This window comes from Streptomyces sp. NPDC059080, assembly GCF_042739975.1.
GTDB classification, from domain to species: domain Bacteria; phylum Actinomycetota; class Actinomycetes; order Streptomycetales; family Streptomycetaceae; genus Streptomyces; species Streptomyces benahoarensis.
On record NZ_JBHYGX010000004.1, the window covers coordinates 219,304 to 237,902 of the forward strand.

Below are 18,599 nucleotides of genomic sequence, written 5' to 3' on the forward strand. Positions count from 1 at the left end.
GTCCGCCACCGGCGCGGTGCGGTTCTCCGTAACGGAACGGTTCTCCGTAACGGTCGGTTCTCCGTAACGGAACGGCTCTCCGCCGCGGATCAGGTCTTCGTACGGAACTTCCTGACCGCCAGCGGCATCGTGACCGCCGTGATCACCGCCGCCCAGCCGAGCGTGATCAGCGCGGGGTGGGCGACGGCGCCGTGCCCGTTGATCAGGGCGCGGGCGGCGTCGGCGAGGGTGGAGAGCGGGTTGACCTTGGTGAAGCCCTCCAGCCAGCCGGGCATCGACGCGGTCGGCGCGAAGATCGACGAGCCGAACTGCAGCGGCATCAGGACGAGCATCGCCAGCCCCTGCACCGCCTGCGGCGTCTTCACCGCCAGCCCCAGCAGGATGAAGATCCACATCAGGGCGGCGCCGAAGACCGTCGACAGGGCGACCGAACCGAGGAACGGCAGGATGCCGCCCTTGATCTCCAGGCCCAGCAGAAAGCCCATGACCAGCAGGATCGTGGTGGCGATCAGCATCCGGCCGACCTCGACGACGATCTTGGCGATCAGTACCGAGGAGCGCGCTATCGGCATGGTCCGGAAGCGGTCCATGACGCCCTTGCGGAAGTCCTCGTTGACGCCGGCGCCCACCGCCATGGCGATGTTCATGCCCATCATCGCCATCATGCCGGGCACCAGGTACTGCACGTATTCCTGCTGCTGGCCCTTGCCCGCGATGGCGCCGCCGAAGACGTAGACGAACAGCAGGATGAGGATGACGGGCATCAGCAGGGCGTCGAACATCGACTCGGGATCCTGCTTGATCTGGAGGGCGTTGCGCCGCACCAGCGCGCCGATGTGGCGCAGGTTGGCGCGCAGTCCGATCCGGCCGTCGTCGGCGCCCGGCTTCGTCGCCGGTGCCGTCAATGTCGCGGCACTCATGCCGGTACCTCCGCGTACTGCTGGTCGTTCTCGCGTGCGTCGTCGTCGGCCGGTGCCTCCGAGGACTTCTGGCCGGTGAGGGCGAGGAACACCTCGTCCAGGCTGGGCAGATGGGTGCTGATCCCGGCGAGGGCGATGTCGTGGCGCCCCAACAGGCCGATCACCGCGGTCAGTTGCCCGTCGCTGACGATGGGGACGTTGACGACGCCCTCGGCGGGGTCGGACGTCGCGCCGCCGAGGCCGTCCGGACCGGCGCCCGCCAGGGCCGCGGCCACCGCGTCGAGGGCGGTGGGGTCGGCGGGCCGGATCTGCAGGGTGCGGCCGCCGACCTTGGCCTTCAGCTCGTCGACGAGGCCCTCGGCGATGACCCGGCCGCGGTCGATGACCGTCAGCTCGTTCGCCAGCTGCTCGGCCTCCTCCATGTACTGCGTGGTCAGCAGCACGGTGGCGCCCTCGCGGACCATGCGCCGCACCTCGTCCCACACCTCGTTGCGGGTACGCGGGTCGAGGCCGGTCGTCGGCTCGTCCAGGTAGAGGACGGCGGGCCGCCCGATCATGGACGCGGCGAGGTCGAGGCGGCGGCGCATCCCGCCGGAGTACTTGGCGGCGGGGCGCTTGGCGGCTTCGGTGAGCGAGAACCGCTCCAGCATCTCGTCGGCGCGGCGCCGGGCGTCCTTGCGCGACAGGTCGAGCAGCCGGCCGATCATGTAGAGGTTCTCGTAGCCGGAGAGCTTCTCGTCGACCGAGGCGTACTGTCCGGTCAGCCCGATGGTGCGGCGCAGCGCGCGGGGCTGGCGCACCACGTCGTACCCGGCGACGACGGCGCTCCCGGCGTCCGGGACGAGCAGCGTGGACAGGCAGCGGACGAGTGTGGTCTTACCGGCGCCGTTCGGTCCGAGTACGCCGAGCACGGTGCCTTCGCGCACGTCCAGGTCCACCCCGTCGACGGCTTTCACGTCGCCGAAGTGCTTGACCAGACCGCGCACCTCCACGGCGTTGCCGCCCCCGGGGGTCTTCGTCTGTCGTGTCATGCCCCCTACGGTGCCGGGCCCCGCCGACACGCCACCGACACGCCACCGACAGACCACCGACAGGGGCCGGACCACGGCCACGGACCGCCGACACGGGGCCGGTACGGGGCCGGGTACGGGGGCCGGATCGGACGTGCACCGGCCCCCGGTCACGCCCCTAGTGGAAGGTGTGCCGTTCCTCCGGGAACGTCCCGGCGACGACCTCTTCGGCGAACTCCTTCGCCGCCCCGCCCAGCAGCTCCCGCAGCGCGAGGTACTGCTTGACGAAGCGCGGGACCCGGCCCGCGGTCATCCCGGCCATGTCCGTCCACACCAGCACCTGCGCGTCGCACTCCGCCCCGGCGCCGATGCCGACCGTCGGGATGTGCAGCGACCGCGTGACCTCCGCGGCCAGCTCCGCGGGGACGGCCTCCAGGACCACCGCGAACGCGCCCGCGTCCTGCACCGCCTTGGCGTCCCGCAACAGCTGCTGCGCGGCCTCCTCGCCACGGCCCTGGACGGGGTAGCCGCCGAACGCGTGAACCGACTGCGGGGTCAGCCCGATGTGCGCCATGACGGGGATGCCGGACGACACCAGCAGCTCCACCTGGTGCGCGGAGCGCTCCCCGCCCTCCAGCTTCACGGCCCCGGCACCGGCCTCCTTGACCAGCCGGGTGGCGCTCCGCAGCGCCTGGACGGGGCCCTCCTGGTACGCGCCGAACGGCAGGTCGGCGACGATCAGGGCGCGGTCGGTGCCGCGGACGACGGCGGCGGACAGCAGGGTGATCTCGTCCATCGTGACCGGCACGGTCGACTCGTAGCCGAGGTGGCAGTTGCCCATCGAGTCGCCGACGAGCAGGACGGGGATCCCGGCCTCGTCGAAGACCGACGCGGTCATCGCGTCGTAGGCCGTCAGCATCGGCCATTTCTCCCCGCGCTCCTTGGCGGCGGCGATGTCGCGGACGGTGACCCGGCGTGAACGGGTTCCGCCGTAGAGGGTCTTGCCGGGCTCGGCGGGCGGCGTCGCTGCGGGCTCCGCGGCCGGTTTCCGGGCAGGCGAAAGCTGCGTCATGGTGACGGCTCCTGTTCTCATCTCGAAGCGCCCTTACGGCGTCTCCGGAATCCCCTCCATGCTGGCATGGCCCACCGGGACGGGGAAGGGGGAGGTCGTCCGGCGGCGCAGGGCCGGGCGCCTGACCTGGGCCGGGCCGGAGGGCCGTCCCGTTCCCTGCGAGCGCCCCGATACCCCCGGGACATCCCCGGTCCGCCCCGCCGCACCCCGGCCTTCCCCGGAGGAAACGGCAATACGGAACGGTCTCGTATCGAAAGGCGTACGCTGGCGGGCATGGCCAACTCCCCGATCCGCTCGGGCGCCCCGAGCTCCGGTCGCGTCGACGCGACCGTGCACCGCCATCGCTGGGTGATCCTCTCCGTGCTCATGCTCAGCCTGCTGATCGTGGTGCTCGACAACTCCATCCTCAACGTCGCGATGAAGACCATCGCGATGCCCGCGCCCGCCGGTCTGGGCGCCACCCAGAGCGAGCTGGAGTGGGCGATCAACGCCTACACCCTGGTCTTCGCCGGTCTGCTGTTCACCTCGGGCCTGCTCGGCGACCGTCTCGGCCGCAAGAAGGTCCTGCTGTTCGGCATGGTGGTGTTCGGCACCGGGTCGGTGCTCGCCGCGTTCGCCGCCTCGCCCGTCGAGCTGATCGCGTTCCGCGCCCTGATGGGCCTGGGCGGCGCCTTCGTGATGCCCGCGACCCTCGCCATCCTGATGAACGTCTTCGAGCGCGAGGAGCAGCCGAGGGCGATCGGCGTCTGGGCGGGCGGCGTGGGTCTGGCCATCGCCGTCGGCCCGATCGCCGGCGGCCTGCTGCTCGACCGCTTCTGGTGGGGCTCGGTCTTCCTGATCAACGTCCCGATCGTGCTGGTCGCGCTGGTGGCGATGGCCTTCCTGGTGCCCGACTCCCGCGACCCGGCACCCGGCCGCCTCGACCCGGCCGGCGTCGCGCTCTCCGTCGTCGGCCTGGTCCTGCTGGTCTACGGCATCATCAAGGGCGGCCGGCTCGCCGACTTCACCGACCCCGAGGTGATCGGCACCGTCCTCGCCGGCCTCGCCGTCCTCGCGGTCTTCGTCGTCCACCAGAAGCGCAGCGACCACCCGTCCATCGACATCGGCTACTTCCGCAACCCGGCCTTCTCCGCCGCTGTCGCCGCCATCGCGCTGGTCTTCTTCGCGCTGATGGGCGTCACCTTCTTCATCGTCTTCTACGTGCAGAGCGTGCGCGGCTACACCCCGCTGGAGTCGGGGCTGCTGATCCTGCCGCTGGCCGCCGCGCAGATGATCTTCGCGCCGCGCGCCCGGCACGCCGTCGACCGCTTCGGCGCCCGCGCGGTGTGCACCGCCGCGATGCTCGCCGTCGCCGTCACCATGGCCGGACTGCTGCTGCTCGACGTCTCCACCCCGATGTGGCTGATGGAGGCGATCTTCTTTCTCCAGGGCACCGGAATGGCGCACATCATGCCGCCGGTCACCGTCTCGATCATGCAGTCGCTGCCCCGGGAGAAGGCCGGTTCCGGCTCGGCGCTGAACAACACCTTCCGGCAGGTCGGCGGCACCCTCGGCGTCGCGGTCCTCGGCTCGGTGCTCTCCACGACCTACCGCGACTCCATCAAGGGCGCCCTCGACTCCGTCCCCGGTCTGCCGGGGCCGGCGCGGCATGCCGCCGGTGAGTCCATCGAGGCCACCCTTGGCGTCGCCGCCCGGCTGGGCCCCGCCGGGCGGCCCCTGGTGACCGCCGCGCAGGACGCCTTCGTCCACGCCATGCACCTCACCGCCCTCGCCTCGTCCGGCATCGCGCTGATCGGCGCCGTGGTGGTCGCGGTGTTCCTGCCCGGCCGTCCGGCGACCGCCGCGCCCGTCGCCGTGCCGCGCCCGGACGAGACCGCGCAGGCACCGAAATGACCGGCCCGGCCGCACCCGAGGGCCCCGGTGGCCGCCCCGGCCCGGCCACCCCGGAGGCGGCGGACGGGCGCCGCGGCCGTCCTCGCTCCGCCGCGGCGGACACCGCCATCGTCGAGGCGGTGCTGCGCCTCATCGAGGAAGGCGCCTCCATCGGCGACCTGTCGATGGAGGGCATCGCCCGCGCCGCGGGCGTCGGCAAGGCCACCGTCTACCGCCGCTGGCCCGGCAAGAACGCCCTGCTCCTGGATGTCATCCGCTCCCTGGAGGACGACCTTCCCCCGGCGCGCGGCGACTCGGTCCGCGACGACCTCGTCGCCATGCTGGAGCATCTGCGCCGCCGCGGCCTCGCCAAGCGCCACTCCGCGGTGTTCCGCTCCGTCCTCACGCACGTCCAGGCGCAGCCCGCCGTCTGGCGCGAGTACCACGAGACCGTCATACGGGCCCGCCGCGAGGCGATGCACGCGGTACTGCGACGGGGGATGGCGCGGGGCGAGATCCGCGCCGACCGCGAGGTCGATGTGCTCGCCGATCTCTTCGCCGGCCCGATGCTGGCGCGGGCCCTCCTCGACGAGCGCACGGCGCTGCCGGAGGGGCTCGCCGAGCAGATCGTCGACACGGTGCTGGAGGGGGTGCGCCCGCGCCCGTGAGCGGACGGCGCCCGGGCCCGCGCGGGGGGCGCCCGGCAGGGTGCCGTGCGCCGGGGTGGGCGGACGCATGTGCCCGTTCTGTCACAGGATGCGATGCGGGACCCGCGGCCGGAACTTTCCCCCGTGGCCGCCTCGTCACTATTCGTGGAAAGGCGGCGCCCGGCGATCACCTAGGGTCGGTGGGCGGACGAGGCCGCGGGGGACAGAGCAGTGAGGGAAGCGGAATGGCGCAGGCGTACATGACGGAGCCGGAGCAGGGGCCGGGCCCTGAACAGACCGGTTCCCGGGCCGAGCGTCTGCGCAGGTGGTGGCGGCCGGAGCGGATGTGGCGGCGCGGCATCGTGCTCGCGGTGCTGGCCGTGGCGCTCGGCCTGCTGATGCTGCTGCACGCCAAGGTCCCCAACACCGTGGGCAACCTCGGCAGCCTGCTGGAGACGTTCCTGCCGTGGCTGGGCCTGGGCATCCCGCTGCTGCTCCTGCTCGCGGTGCTGCGCCGCTCGGCGACGGCGCTGGTCGCCCTGGTGCTGCCGGTCGTCGCCTGGGCCGGCCTCTTCGGCGGCCAGGTCACCGGCAAGACGGGCACCGGCGGCGATCTGACGTTCGTCACCCACAACGTCGACGCGGGCAACCCCGACCCCGCGGGCACCGCCCGGGACCTCGTGGCCGCCGACGCGGACGTCGTCGCCTTGGAGGAGGTGACGGCCCAGGCACTGCCCGCCTACGAGAAGGGCCTCGCGACGGCGTACCCGTACCACGCGGTCAAGGGCACCGTCGGCCTCTGGAGCAAGCGGCCGCTGTCCGACGCGGCGTCGGTGCCGATCAAGATGGGGTGGACGCGGGCGTTGCGCGCCACGCTGACCACCCCGGACGGCGAGAAGATCGCGGTGTACGTCGCGCATCTGCCCTCGGTGCGGGTCAAGGTCAAGGCGGGCTTCACCGCCAGCCAGCGCGACGCCAGCGCCGCCGCGCTCGGCAAGGCCGTCTCGCAGGAACCGCTGCGCCAGGTGGTGCTCCTCGGCGACCTCAACGGCACGATGAACGACCGGTCGCTGGCGCCCGTCACCTCCCAGATGCGCTCGGCGCAGGGCGCGGCGGGCGACGGCTTCGGCTTCACCTGGCCGGTGTCGTTCCCGATGGCCCGGATCGACCAGATCATGACCCGGGGCCTGGAGCCGGTGGCCGCCTGGACACTGCCCGCCACCGGCAGCGACCACCTGCCGATCGCCGCGTCGATCAACCTCTCCGGCGGCTCCTGACCCCACCGGGTGACCGGACACCGGGCGGGCGGAACGGCGATGTTCCGCCCGCTCCGCCGTGTCCGGGCCGCAGGGAAGCAGATGTCCGCGACGCGCAACGGCGCACCCCCATCGTGCACAACGGCACACCGCGGGGTCGCACCGTCGTCACCCGCCGGAATTCCGGACCTGCCAGACTTTGTTCCGTCCCCGAACTTACGGCGGTGATCCCGCGGCGCCGCCCGCGCGGACGCCCCGCACCGCCCCGTGTACCGCTCCGAAAGGTCTCTCATGCCCGTGGCTCTGCTCGCGCTCGCGATCTCGGCCTTCGGAATAGGCACCACAGAGTTCGTCATGATGGGCCTGCTGCCCAACGTCGCGGACGATCTGGGCACCTCCGTGCCCACCGCCGGCTACCTCGTCTCCGCCTACGCCCTCGGCGTCGTCATCGGCGCCCCGCTGCTGACCGCGCTCGGCTCCCGCGTCCCCCGCAAGCCGATGCTCGTGGCGCTGATGGCGCTCTTCACCGCCGGTAACCTCGCCTCCGCCCTCGCCACCGACTTCCCGCTGCTGGTCGCCGGGCGGCTGCTGGCGGGCCTGCCGCACGGCGCGTTCTTCGGCGTCGGCGCGGTGGTCGCCGCCCGGCTGGTGCGCGAGGGGCGGCAGGCGCGCGCCGTCGCCACGATGTTCCTCGGTCTGACCGTCGCCAACATCGTCGGCGTGCCCGCCGCGACCCTCCTCGGCCAGCACCTCGGCTGGCGCGCCACCTTCCTCGTCGTCGCGGGCATCGGGGTCGTCGCGATGGCCGCCCTGGCCCGCCTGGTGCCGCCGCTGCCCGCCGGGGAACGCACCGGGCTCGGCCGCGAACTGCGCGCCCTCGCCGGGCGGCAGGTGCTGCTCGGCCTGCTCACCACCGTCCTCGGTTTCGCCGGTGTCTTCGCCTTCTACAGCTATCTCGCGTCGGTGCTGACCAAGGTCACCGGCTTCTCCGAGACCTCCGTGACGCTGGTGCTCGCCCTCTTCGGCATCGGGATGACGCTCGGTGCCCTCGCCGCCGGACCGCTCACCGACCGGGCGCTGCGCCCCACCCTCTACGGTTCGCTGGCCGCCCTCGCCGCGGTCCTCGCGCTCTTCCCGCTGGCCGCGCCGCACAAGCCGCTCGTGCTGGTGGCCGTCGTCCTGATCGGCGCCGTCGGCTTCATGACGACCACACCGCTCCAGATGCTGGCGATGGAGAAGGCGCAGGGCGCGCCGACGCTGGCCGCCGCGTCCAACCAGTCGGCGTTCAACCTCGCGAACGCGGGCGGCGCCTGGGCGGGCGGCCTCGCCCTGTCGGCGCACTGGGGCTGGACGTCGCCCGCCGCCGTCGGCGCGGTGCTGGCCGCCGCGGGCCTCGCCGTCGCCGTCACCGCCGGACTCCTGGACCGTACGAAGGAGGGCGGCGACGTCTCCCGCGTCGTGGCCCGCGGCGGCGCCCCGGACGAGCCCGCGGAGACCCCGGCCGAGGACGCCGCCGACCACCGCGGCTGACGGGTTCACGCCCGGCGTGTGCCCGGGGCCGTACGCGCCCCGGCCCGCCGCGTCAGGCGCCCTCCCGCCACAGGTTGGTGACCGGCAGCCGCCGGTCCTTGCCGAAGCCCTTCGCGGAGATCTTGGTGCCCGGCGGGTACTGCCGCCGCTTGTACTCCGCTGCGTCCACCATCCGCAGCACCCGCACCACGAGGGCGTCGTCGAACCCCTCGGCGACGATCTCGGCCCGTCCCCGGTCCCCGTCGACGTACCGCGCCAGGATCCGGTCGAGGACGTCGTAGTCGGGCAGCGTGTCGGTGTCGAGCTGGCCGGGGCGCAGTTCCGCGCTGGGCGGTTTGGTGAGGGTGTGCTCCGGGATCGGCGGGGTGCGGCCCCGGTCGGCGGCAGAGGCGTTGCGCCAGCGGGCCAGCGCGTAGACGTCGCTCTTGTAGACGTCCTTGATCGGCCCGAACGCGCCGACGGAGTCGCCGTAGAGCGTGGAGTAACCGCAGGCCAGCTCGCTTTTGTTGCCGGGCGCGAGGACGAGGTGGCCCTCCTGGTTGGAGAGCGCCATCAGCGTGGTGCCGCGCACCCGCGACTGGAGGTTCTCCTCGGCCGTCCCGCTCAGCCCCAGCGACTCCATGTACGCGTCGACCATCGGGCCGATCGGCACCGTACGGAACGCCAGCCTGGTGCGGCGGGCGAGGTCGGCGGCGTCGGTGCGGGAGTGTTCCGAGGAGTACGCGGACGGCATCGCGACGCCGTGGACGTGCCGGGCGCCCAGCGCGTCGCAGGCGAGCGTGGCCACCAGCGCCGAGTCGATGCCGCCGGACAGGCCCAGCACCACGCTGTGGAAGCCGTTCTTCGTGACATACGCCCGCACCCCGACGACCAGCGCGGTGTAGATCTCCTCCAGGTCCTCCAGCCGCTCCGCCTCGCCGCCCAGGGTCTGCGGCGGGCAGTCGGGCAGCGGGTCGGCGGAGAGGGTGACGTGGTCGATGCGCAGCCCGTCGTCGACGGTGCCGGACGGCGGCTCGGCGGCGGCCGCGGGCAGCTCCAGATCGACCAGGACGCACCTCTCGGCGAACTGCGGGGCCCGCGCGATCACCCGGCCGTCGGGGGAGACGACGAGCGAGTCGCCGTCGAAGACCAGCTCGTCCTGGCCGCCGGTCATCGCCAGATACGCGGTGGTGCACCCGGCCTCCCGGGCCCGGCGGCGCACCAGCTCCAGACGGGTGTCGTCCTTGTGCCGCTCGTACGGCGAGGCGTTGAGGGAGAGCAGCAGCCCGGCTCCGGCGGTGCGGGTGGCGGGGACCCGGCCGCCGTCCTGCCAGAGGTCCTCGCAGATCGCCAGCGCCACATCGACGCCGTGCACCCGTACGACGGGCAGCGTGTCGCCGGGTACGAAGTACCGGAACTCGTCGAAGACGCCGTAGTTGGGCAGATGGTGCTTGGCGAAGCTCAGCGCGATCCGGCCGCGGTGCAGCACCGCCGCCGCGTTCTGCGGCGCCCCGGCGGGCCGCCCGTAGCGGGGCAGCTCCCGCTCGCAGCGGTCGAGGTGGCCGACGACGACGGGGAGTTCGCCCAGCCCCTCGGTGGCGAGCCGCCCGGCCAGCTCCGTCAGCGCCGCGCGGCTCGCCTCGACGAACGACGGGCGCAGCGCGAGGTCCTCGACGGGGTAGCCGGTCAGCGCCATCTCGGGGAAGGCGACGAGGTGCGCGCCCTGCTGGGCGGCGTGGCGGGTCCAGTGCAGCAGCGTCCCGGTGTTCCGTGCGAGAGCGCCGACGCAGGTGTCGATCTGGTTGAGGGCGACGCGAAGCTGAGGCACCCCACCATTTTATTCGTCTTTCTGACGCGCTATTCGTCTTTCTGACGTGATGGGGGTCGGGAATGGTCGCGAGGGGTGTCGGGAGGATGACGGGCGGGGCGCGTGCGGGACGGGCGGATGACGGGGCGCGGCCGGGCGGCCCGCGTCCCGCCCGGCCGTGGGCGGCGGCCCGTGCGTGTGGCCGTCACCCGCCAACTCCCTTGTGGGTGGGGCTAGGCGCGGTACCCGAGCACCGTCATCATCCCGCTCTCCGAGTGGTACACGTTGTGGCAGTGCAGCATCCACAGGCCCGGGTTGTCGGCGTCCAGGTGGACCCGCACGGTGCGGCGCGGGCGCACGATGACGGTGTCCTTGCGCGGTCCGCCGTCCGCCAGCTCGAAGGCGTGGCCGTGCAGATGCATCGGGTGCCACATCTGGGTGTGGTTGCGGAACACCAGCTCCACCCGCTCGCCCTCCCGGACGGGGTAGCGCTGCGACGGCGTGAACGGCTCGTGGTTGATCGCCCAGTTGAAGCGGTCCATCGACCCGGTCAGCACCATCTGATGGCGGCGGTCGACGTCGCGTTTGGGGAGCCGCACCGACTCCGCGGCGTACAGGTCGGGTGCGGTGACCAGCTTCCCGTCCAGTTCCCGGGGGCGGGTGCCGGGGCCCGGCGCGGCGCCGCCGCCGGTGCGCAGCACGGCCTGGGCCAGGTGCTTCTTGCCCTCGGCGAGCGCGGTGAGCGGGAAGACGCCGTCCTTGGCGGTGACCAGTACGTCGTAGCGCTCGCTCATCCCGAGCAGCAGCGTGTCGGTGTCGGCGTGCTCGACGGCGTGGCCGTCGGTGTGGGTGATGGTCATGGTGTGTCCGCCGAGCGCCACCCGGTAGGCGGTGTCGCCGCCCGCGTTGATCATCCGGATCCGGATGCGGTCGCCGGGGGCGGCGGTGAAGGTCTCCGGGTCGTCCGCGGTCCGCCCGTTGATCAGGTGGAGCGGGTAGTCCACGTTGCCCGCCTCGCCGCCGAGCAGTTCGCTGCGGGCGCCTCTCAGGATCCGTGACGGCCCCTTTGACGGGGCGGCGGCTGCCCGCTTTGACGGGGCGGCGGCTGCCCGCATCTCGTGGCCGCTGTGGCTCATCCCGTGGTTCAGCTCTTCGAGGATCGCGTCCGGGGTGGAGCCGTCGATCCCGTCGACCCAGTCGTCGAGGACGACCACCCACTCCTTGTCGTACGCGAGCGGCTCCCGGGGATCGTCGACGATCAGCGGCCCGTACAGGCCACGGTCCTGTTGTACGCCGACGTGCGGGTGGTACCAGTACGTGCCCGGCCGTGCCGTCTTGAAGTGGTACGGGAAGGACGCCCCGGGTGCCACGGCGAGCTGGGTGATGCCGGGCACCCCGTCCATGTCGTTGCGGAGCGCCAGCCCGTGCCAGTGGACGGTGGTGTGATGCGGCAGGTGGTTGGCGAAGTCGACCGCCAGCGCGTCGCCCGCGGTCGCCCGGATCACCGGGCCGGTCAGCGACCCGTCGTACGCCCAGGTGTGGACGGTGCGGCCGCCGAGCTGGACGAGGGTGGGCGTGGCGAGCAGGGACAGCTGCCGCACCGGTCCGTCGCCGCGCCGCTTCTCGGCGGCGAGGACCTGAGGTCCGCCGGGTGTGACGTATCCGGGCGGGACGTCGCCGGAGGCGCCCGCCGCGCCCCTGTCGTCGGCGCGCGCCGGGCGGGCGGTGGCGGTGCCGCCCGCGCCGAGCAGACCGGCGGCGACGGCGGCGACTCCCGCGCCGAGCAGCGTCCGCCGCCCGGGCTCGGCGGGGCGGGCGGACGGATCGGTCAGGGGACGAGAGGGGTGCTCAGGTCGCATGAAGTACCTCGGGGTGTCGGTGGGCGCACGGCCACGGGCAGGACGTGGAGTGCAAAAGAGAACGGATGCGGACAAATTGCCGATGGGGGAGTGAGTGGAAGGAAGGTGGGTGGGGGTCTCGGGGTGCGGGGCCGGCGGGCGGCGGTGAGCGGCGCGCGGCGGGCCCGGCGGTCGGGTGGTGCCTCGCGGGGCACCTTACGACCTGGGGGGCGGGAATCCGCGGCGTCACGGCGCCCGCCACGGACACCGCTCCTTCCTCCGGGGCTATCGGCCACTCCGGGTCGTTACCCCTACGGGGTATCCGCCGGGCGGAAGGCGCGCCGTACGGCCCCGGTGTCCGGCGCCGCGGACGCGCGCCCCGGAACGCGAGGGCGGGCGCGACATGCGGCCGGGACCGTGGGCGCGCGACCCGGCGTACGGCGGCGGGCGTCGCCCGCGCGGCCTTCTCACCGCGCGCCCCGGCACACGGCGGCACGCCCCCCGCCCCGCCCACGGCCGCCCCACCCGGCGGGAGAATCACCGCGCGGGGCGGGCGAAATCAGGGCTGGGCGGGCGGGAGAGCCGGTGCTGGGTGGGCGGGAGAAATCAGGGCTGGGTGGGCGGGAGAATTGGTGCCGGGCGGGAAGAAATCGAGCAGGGCGCGGCCGGGGGCGGTGCGAGACGGATGAACGGGAGGCCGCGGATGAACCGCAGCAGGGGCAGCAGTCAGGACAGCGGAAGCCGCGGGAACGGCAGCCACGACGACGGCACCTGGCACGGCGCCGGCACGGACCGCGCGCCGGACCGGCCCCGCGGCGCGGACGCCGCGGACGGTCCGGGCCCCGGCGCGCCGCCCGGCCGGATGCTGCGCGTCGACGGCGTGCCGCTGCACGTGCTCCAGGAGGGCGCCGGGCCGGTCGTGGTGCTCTGCGGCGGCCTCGGCATGGCCTGGTTCGACTGGGAGGCGGTGGCCGCGCTGCTCGCCCCCGACCGCACCGTCGTCCGCTTCGACCGCCCCGGCCTCGGCCTGAGCGCCCCCGCGCCCGGCCCGCCGACCGCCGCCGCCGAGGCCGACCGGATCGCCCATGTCCTCGACGCGCTCGGCCACCCGGGCCCCGCCACCGTCGTCGGCCACTCCATGGCGGCCTTCCACGCCGAGGCGTTCGCCCGGCTCCACCCGCACCGCTGCGCGGGCCTCGTCCTCGCCGACGGCAGCCTCGCCGGCCCGGACCGCCCGGTGCTGCCGCGCGCGGTCCGGCACGCCTGGGCGGGCGGCGTGGCGGGCGCCGCCTCCGCCGCCGGACTGCCCCGCGCCCTCGGCCCGGCCGGACGCCGCCTCGTCTCCCGTGCCGGGGCGCTCGGCCCGCACCCCGCGCACCCCTGGGAGCGCGCCACGTACCGCACCAGCCGCGTCGTCCGCGCCTGCGCGCTGGAGAACGCCGCCCACCCCTACCAGGCGGCGGAGGTGGCGGCGCTGCGTCCGGAGCGTGCGCTGCCACCCGTACCGGTGACAGTCCTCGCGGCGTACGGCGGCGGGGAGACGCCCCGGGAGCTGCGGTGGCTGGAGCGGCAGCGGGGCCTCGCCGCCGAGCTGGGTGGCCGGTTCGTGGTGGCCGCGCCCGCCGGGCATCTGCTGATGGCGGACGCGCCGGACGCCGTCGCCCGGGCCGTCCGGGAGCTGTGACGGGCCGTGTCCCGGTCCGTCACGAACGGGTCAACGGCGGCTCCCGGAGAGGTCAGGAGTGCGCCAAGCCGCCGGTTTGCCGCGCCGTGGGCCGTGACAGACGGCGCCGGCGCGCCCCACGCTGACCACGGCGGGCTCACCGGGTGCGCCCCCGGCGCGGCGGGCGGCGGCCCGAGGACACGGCCGGGCGGTTCTGGATCAGGCCAAGGGTGCGTAATGTGACGGTAACTCCCGCGCGTGATACTGGTGTGCCACACGATGTGGTCCCACACATGTGGACGGGCCGATTGACCTGCAAGGATTGGTGAGCCATGGACAAGCAGCAGGAGTTTGTGCTCCGCACGCTGGAGGAGCGTGACATCCGTTTCGTTCGGCTGTGGTTCACCGATGTGCTCGGGTTCCTGAAGTCCGTGGCCGTCGCGCCCGCCGAGCTTGAGCAGGCGTTCGACGAGGGCATCGGCTTCGACGGCTCCGCCATCGAGGGCTTCGCCCGGGTCTACGAGTCCGACATGATCGCCAAGCCGGATCCGGGCACCTTCCAGATCCTGCCCTGGCGCGCGGAAGGCCCCGGCACCGCCCGGATGTTCTGCGACATCCTGATGCCCGACGGCTCCCCCTCGTACGCCGACCCGCGCTACGTCCTCAAGCGCATCCTGGCGAAGACCTCCGACCTCGGTTTCACCTTCTACACCCACCCCGAGATCGAGTTCTTCCTGCTCAAGGACAAGCCGGTGGACGGGCGGCGGCCCACCCCCGGCGACTCCTCCGGCTACTTCGACCACACCCCGCAGAACGTCGGCATGGACTTCCGCCGCCAGGCCATCACGATGCTCGAATCGATGGGCATCTCGGTGGAGTTCAGCCACCACGAGGGCGCCCCGGGCCAGCAGGAGATCGATCTGCGGTACGCCGACGCGCTGTCGACCGCCGACAACATCATGACGTTCCGGCTGGTCATGAAGCAGGTGGCGCTGGAGCAGGGCGTGCAGGCGACGTTCATGCCCAAGCCGTTCTCCGAGTACCCCGGCTCCGGTATGCACACCCACCTCTCCCTCTTCGAGGGCGACCGCAACGCCTTCCACGAGTCCGGCGCGGAGTACCAACTCTCCAAGGTCGGCCGGTCGTTCATCGCCGGACTGCTCCGCCACGCCGGGGAGATCTCCGCCGTCACCAACCAGTGGGTCAACTCCTACAAGCGCATCTGGGGCGGCGCCAACCGCACCGCGGGCGCCGGCGGCGAGGCCCCTTCGTACATCTGCTGGGGCCACAACAACCGCTCCGCGTTGATCCGGGTGCCGATGTACAAGCCCGGCAAGATGGGCTCCACCCGCGTCGAGGTCCGCTCCATCGACTCCGGCGCCAACCCGTACCTGACGTACGCGGTCCTCCTCGCTGCCGGACTCAAGGGCATCGAGGAGGGCTACGCACTGCCGCCCGGCGCCGACGACGACGTCTGGGCGCTGACCGACGCCGAGCGCCGCGCGATGGGCATCGAGCCGCTGCCGCAGAACCTCGGCGAGGCCATCGACCTGATGGAGCGCAGCGAACTGGTCGCCGAAACCCTCGGCGAGCACGTCTTCGACTTCTTCCTCCGGAACAAGAAACAGGAGTGGGAGGAGTACCGCTCCGAGGTCACCGCCTTCGAGCTGCGCAAGATGCTGCCGGTCCTGTAACCCGATCCCCGCCGTCGCCCGGCCCGGCGGCCGGGCGGACCCCGAGAGGTGCACGCCATGGCACAACCCGCTCCGCAGGGCCGGCGGAGCAGCACCTTCACCCGGCTGCTGCGCCACGGTTTCACCGACCCGTCGGCAGCCGCCCGGCTGCTCCACACGCCCGAACTCGCCCCCGTACACGACGACTCGGTGCTGCTGGAGGCGTTCGGCGGGGCCGCCGACCCGGATCAGGCGCTGCTCGGGCTGGTCCGGCTCGTCGAGGCGCAGGGCGAGGCGGAGCGGCAGCGGCTGCTGGCCACGCTGGTCACCGCGAAACCGCTGCGGGACCGGCTGCTGGGCGTCATGGGCGCCTCCGAGGCGCTCGCCGACCACCTCGCCCGCCACCCGCGCGACTGGCAGTCGCTCGTCACGTACGAGGCGGCGGACCTGCACCCGGCCACCCCGGAGTTCGAGGAGGCGCTCGCCGAGGGCGTGTGGGGTGAGGAGGGCGGCGCGCTGCCGCGCCCGGACGCGCTGCGGATCGCCTACCGCCGCTGCCTGCTGGGCATCGCCGCCCGCGACGTCTGCGGCACCACCGACCTCAGCGAGGTCGCCGCGGAGCTGGCCGACCTGGCGACGGCGACCCTCCGCGCCGCCCTGCAGATCGCCTCCGAGGAGGCGCCGGGCGACGCCGCCGTGTGCCGCCTCGCCGTCATCGCGATGGGCAAGTGCGGCGGCCGGGAGCTGAACTACGTCTCGGACGTCGATGTCGTCTTCGTCGGCGAGGCCAAGGAGGGCACCGAGGAGGCGGCGGCGCTCCAGGCCGCGACCCGGCTCGCGGCGCGCCTGATGCAGGTCTGCTCGGACATCACCGTCGAGGGCACCATCTGGCCGGTCGACGCCAACCTCCGGCCCGAGGGCCGCAACGGCCCGCTGGTCCGCACCCTCAACAGCCACCTCGCGTACTACCAGCGCTGGGCGAAGACCTGGGAGTTCCAGGCGCTGCTGAAGGCCAGGCCGACGGCGGGCGACCCCGAGCTGGGGCAGCGTTACGTCGACACGCTCGCGCCGCTGGTGTGGCAGGCCGCCGAGCGGGAGAACTTCGTCACCGATGTGCGGCAGATGCGGCGCCGGGTCATCGCGGGCATCCCCGTCGCCGAGGTCGACCGGGAGCTGAAGCTCGGACCCGGCGGGCTGCGGGACGTCGAGTTCGCCGTCCAGCTCCTCCAGCTGGTGCACGGCCGCAGCGACGCGACGCTGCGCAGCGCCACCACCCTCGACGCCCTGGCGGCGCTCGCCGCGGGCGGCTACGTCGGCCGCCAGGACGCCGCCGCCCTCGACGCCGCCTACCGCTTCCTGCGCACCCTGGAACACCGCATCCAGCTCCAGCGGATGCGCCGCACCCATCTGATGCCGGAGGACGGCACCGATCTGCGGCGCCTGGCCCGCTCCATGGGGCTGCGCACCGAACCGGTCGACGCGCTGCGCGCCCAGTGGAAATGGCACGCCCGCGAGGTGCGGCGGCTGCACGAGAAGCTGTTCTACCGGCCGCTGCTGGACGCCGTCGCCCATCTGGAGCCCGGCGAGATCCGCCTGTCGGCGAAGGCCGCCGGACAGCGCCTCGAAGCGCTCGGCTACGCCGACCCGGTCGGGGCGCTGCGCCACATGGAGGCGCTGGCGTCCGGCGTGACCCGCAAGGCCGCGATCCAGCGGACGCTGCTGCCGGTGCTGCTCGGCTGGTTCGCCGACTCCGCCGACCCGGACGCCGGACTGCTGGGCTTCCGCAAGGTCTCCGACGCGCTCGGCAAGACCCCCTGGTACCTGCGGCTGCTGCGCGACGAGGGCGCCGCCGCGGAGAACCTCGCCAGGGTGCTGTCCGGCGGCCGCCTCGCCCCCGATCTGTTGCTGCGCGCGCCGGAGGCGGTGGCGCTGCTCGGCGCCGCCGACGGGCTGCGCCCGCGTGGCCGCCTCGCGCTGGAGCAGGAGGTGCTGGCGGCGGTCGGCCGGGCGGACGGTGCGGAGGCGGCGGTGGCCGCGGCTCGCGGGGTGCGCCGCCGCGAGCTGTTCCGCACCGCCGCCGCGGATCTGATCGGTGCGTACGGCACGGAGGACCGCCCCGCCGAGGAGGACCCCGGGCGGCTGCTGGACGTGGTCGGCTCGGCGGTCTCCGACCTGAACGCCGCGACGCTCGCCGGTGCGCTGCGCGCCGCCGTCCGCGAGAGCTGGGGCGACACCCTGCCGACCCGATTCGCGGTGATCGGCATGGGCCGCTTCGGCGGCCACGAGCTGAGCTACGGCTCGGACGCCGATGTGCTCTTCGTCCACGAACCGCGCGAGGGCGCCGACGAACAGGAGGCCGCCAAGGCCGCCCGGGCCGTCGCCAACGAGATGCGGCGGCTGCTCCAACTCCCGTCCGCTGACCCACCGTTGCCCATCGACGCGGACCTGCGCCCGGAGGGCCGCTCCGGCCCGCTGGTGCGCTCCCTCGCCTCGTACGCGGCGTACTACCGGCGTTGGTCGCTGGCGTGGGAGGCGCAGGCGCTGCTGCGGGCCGAACCGGTCGCGGGCGACGCGGAGCTGGGCCGCCGCTTCATCGACCTGATCGACCCGCTGCGCTACCCGGTCGAGGGCCTGGGGGAGGACGCGGTCCGCGAGATCCGGCGCCTCAAGGCCCGGATGGAGTCCGAACGGCTGCCGCGCGGCGCCGACCCGACCACCCACGCCAAGCTGGGCCGCGGCGGTCTGAGCGACGTCGAGTGGACGGTGCAGCTCTTCCAGATGCAGCACGGCTGGGAGCTGCCGGGCCTGCGCACCACCCGCACCCGCGAGGCCCTGGCCGCCGCACACCAAGCCGGGCTGATCGGCACCGAGGAGGCCCAGATCCTCGACGAGGCGTGGGTGCTGGCCGCCCGCGTCCGCAACGGCGTGATGCTGGTCCGCGGCCGTCCCGGCGACACCTTCCCCGCCGACGCCCGCGAACTCGCCGCCGTCGGCCGCTACCTCGGCTACGAGGAGGGCCACGTCGGCGACATGCTCGACGACTACCGCCGCACCACCCGCCGCGCCCGCGCGGTGGTGGAGGAGGTGTTCTACGGGGCGTGAAAGGGGCGGGCCGGTCCGCCGGGCACGCCCCTCGGGGAGCGGTGCCCGTCCCACGTTCGGGACGGAGGTCATCAGGGGTTCCTTTCGTGGGTGCCGTGGTGCCGTGGTGCCGTGGTGGCGGAGGGGGCAGTCGGGCGCGCCCCCGGGGGGGGCGCCCCCCCCGCCGGGGGCGGGGCCCCCCCCCCGGGGGGGGGGGGGGGTGTTTTAAAAAACCCACCCCCCCCCGAAAC

At 73.7% G+C, this 18,599-nt stretch carries 12 protein-coding genes; 7 read left to right on the plus strand and 5 right to left on the minus strand.

Annotation, left to right across the window (positions count from 1 at the left end):
• Window positions 1-89: 89 nt before the first annotated feature.
• The 3 genes from ACFWWQ_RS04790 to panB all read right to left on the minus strand — a co-directional run bounded on the left by ACFWWQ_RS04790 (window position 90) and on the right by panB (window position 3,002).
• Window positions 90-920 carry an ABC transporter permease gene (locus ACFWWQ_RS04790; protein WP_384590092.1) on the minus strand — a complete coding sequence of 277 codons (831 nt, stop codon included), beginning with the start codon at window positions 918-920 and terminating at the stop codon, window positions 90-92.
• Window positions 917-1,951, minus strand: a complete 1,035-nt coding sequence (locus tag ACFWWQ_RS04795) for an ATP-binding cassette domain-containing protein (RefSeq protein WP_384590095.1) — start codon at window positions 1,949-1,951, stop codon at window positions 917-919. The genes ACFWWQ_RS04790 and ACFWWQ_RS04795 overlap by 4 nt, the downstream gene beginning before the upstream one ends.
• Before the next feature lie 157 nt (window positions 1,952-2,108).
• Window positions 2,109-3,002 (minus strand): 3-methyl-2-oxobutanoate hydroxymethyltransferase, encoded by an 894-nt coding sequence (panB, locus tag ACFWWQ_RS04800; protein WP_384590098.1) that lies wholly within the window; start codon window positions 3,000-3,002, stop codon window positions 2,109-2,111.
• Between the two features lie 273 nt (window positions 3,003-3,275).
• Between panB and ACFWWQ_RS04805 the strand changes: the two genes are divergently transcribed.
• From ACFWWQ_RS04805 to ACFWWQ_RS04820, 4 genes are all read left to right on the plus strand, one after another.
• Window positions 3,276-4,895 (plus strand): MFS transporter, encoded by a 1,620-nt coding sequence (locus tag ACFWWQ_RS04805; protein ID WP_384590101.1) that lies wholly within the window; start codon window positions 3,276-3,278, stop codon window positions 4,893-4,895.
• Entirely contained in the window at window positions 4,892-5,542 is a 651-nt protein-coding gene (locus ACFWWQ_RS04810; RefSeq protein ID WP_384590104.1) for a TetR/AcrR family transcriptional regulator, read from the plus strand. Before ACFWWQ_RS04805 ends, ACFWWQ_RS04810 begins: the two co-directional genes overlap by 4 nt.
• 239 nt (window positions 5,543-5,781) lie before the next feature.
• Window positions 5,782-6,798, plus strand: a complete 1,017-nt coding sequence (locus ACFWWQ_RS04815) for an endonuclease/exonuclease/phosphatase family protein (RefSeq protein WP_384590304.1) — start codon at window positions 5,782-5,784, stop codon at window positions 6,796-6,798.
• A gap of 270 nt (window positions 6,799-7,068) precedes the next feature.
• Window positions 7,069-8,307: an MFS transporter gene (locus tag ACFWWQ_RS04820; protein WP_384590107.1), complete on the plus strand. Its 1,239-nt coding sequence runs from the start codon at window positions 7,069-7,071 to the stop codon at window positions 8,305-8,307.
• A gap of 52 nt (window positions 8,308-8,359) precedes the next feature.
• Here the strand turns inward: ACFWWQ_RS04820 and ACFWWQ_RS04825 are convergent, their stop codons facing one another.
• Window positions 8,360-10,114: an NAD+ synthase gene (locus tag ACFWWQ_RS04825; RefSeq protein WP_384590110.1), complete on the minus strand. Its 1,755-nt coding sequence runs from the start codon at window positions 10,112-10,114 to the stop codon at window positions 8,360-8,362.
• A 212-nt stretch (window positions 10,115-10,326) separates the two neighbouring features.
• Window positions 10,327-11,952 (minus strand): multicopper oxidase family protein, encoded by a 1,626-nt coding sequence (locus ACFWWQ_RS04830; protein WP_384590113.1) that lies wholly within the window; start codon window positions 11,950-11,952, stop codon window positions 10,327-10,329.
• A gap of 841 nt (window positions 11,953-12,793) precedes the next feature.
• On the opposite strand from ACFWWQ_RS04830, the gene ACFWWQ_RS04835 reads away from it, so the two are divergent.
• From ACFWWQ_RS04835 to ACFWWQ_RS04845, 3 genes are all read left to right on the plus strand, one after another.
• Window positions 12,794-13,615 (plus strand): alpha/beta fold hydrolase, encoded by an 822-nt coding sequence (locus ACFWWQ_RS04835; protein ID WP_384590307.1) that lies wholly within the window; start codon window positions 12,794-12,796, stop codon window positions 13,613-13,615.
• A gap of 311 nt (window positions 13,616-13,926) precedes the next feature.
• Window positions 13,927-15,288, plus strand: coding sequence for a type I glutamate--ammonia ligase (gene glnA, locus ACFWWQ_RS04840; protein ID WP_143942992.1), 1,362 nt, complete (start codon window positions 13,927-13,929; stop codon window positions 15,286-15,288).
• A gap of 57 nt (window positions 15,289-15,345) precedes the next feature.
• Window positions 15,346-18,369, plus strand: a complete 3,024-nt coding sequence (locus ACFWWQ_RS04845; RefSeq protein WP_384590117.1) for a bifunctional [glutamine synthetase] adenylyltransferase/[glutamine synthetase]-adenylyl-L-tyrosine phosphorylase — start codon at window positions 15,346-15,348, stop codon at window positions 18,367-18,369.
• The last annotated feature ends 230 nt before the right edge of the window (window positions 18,370-18,599 follow it).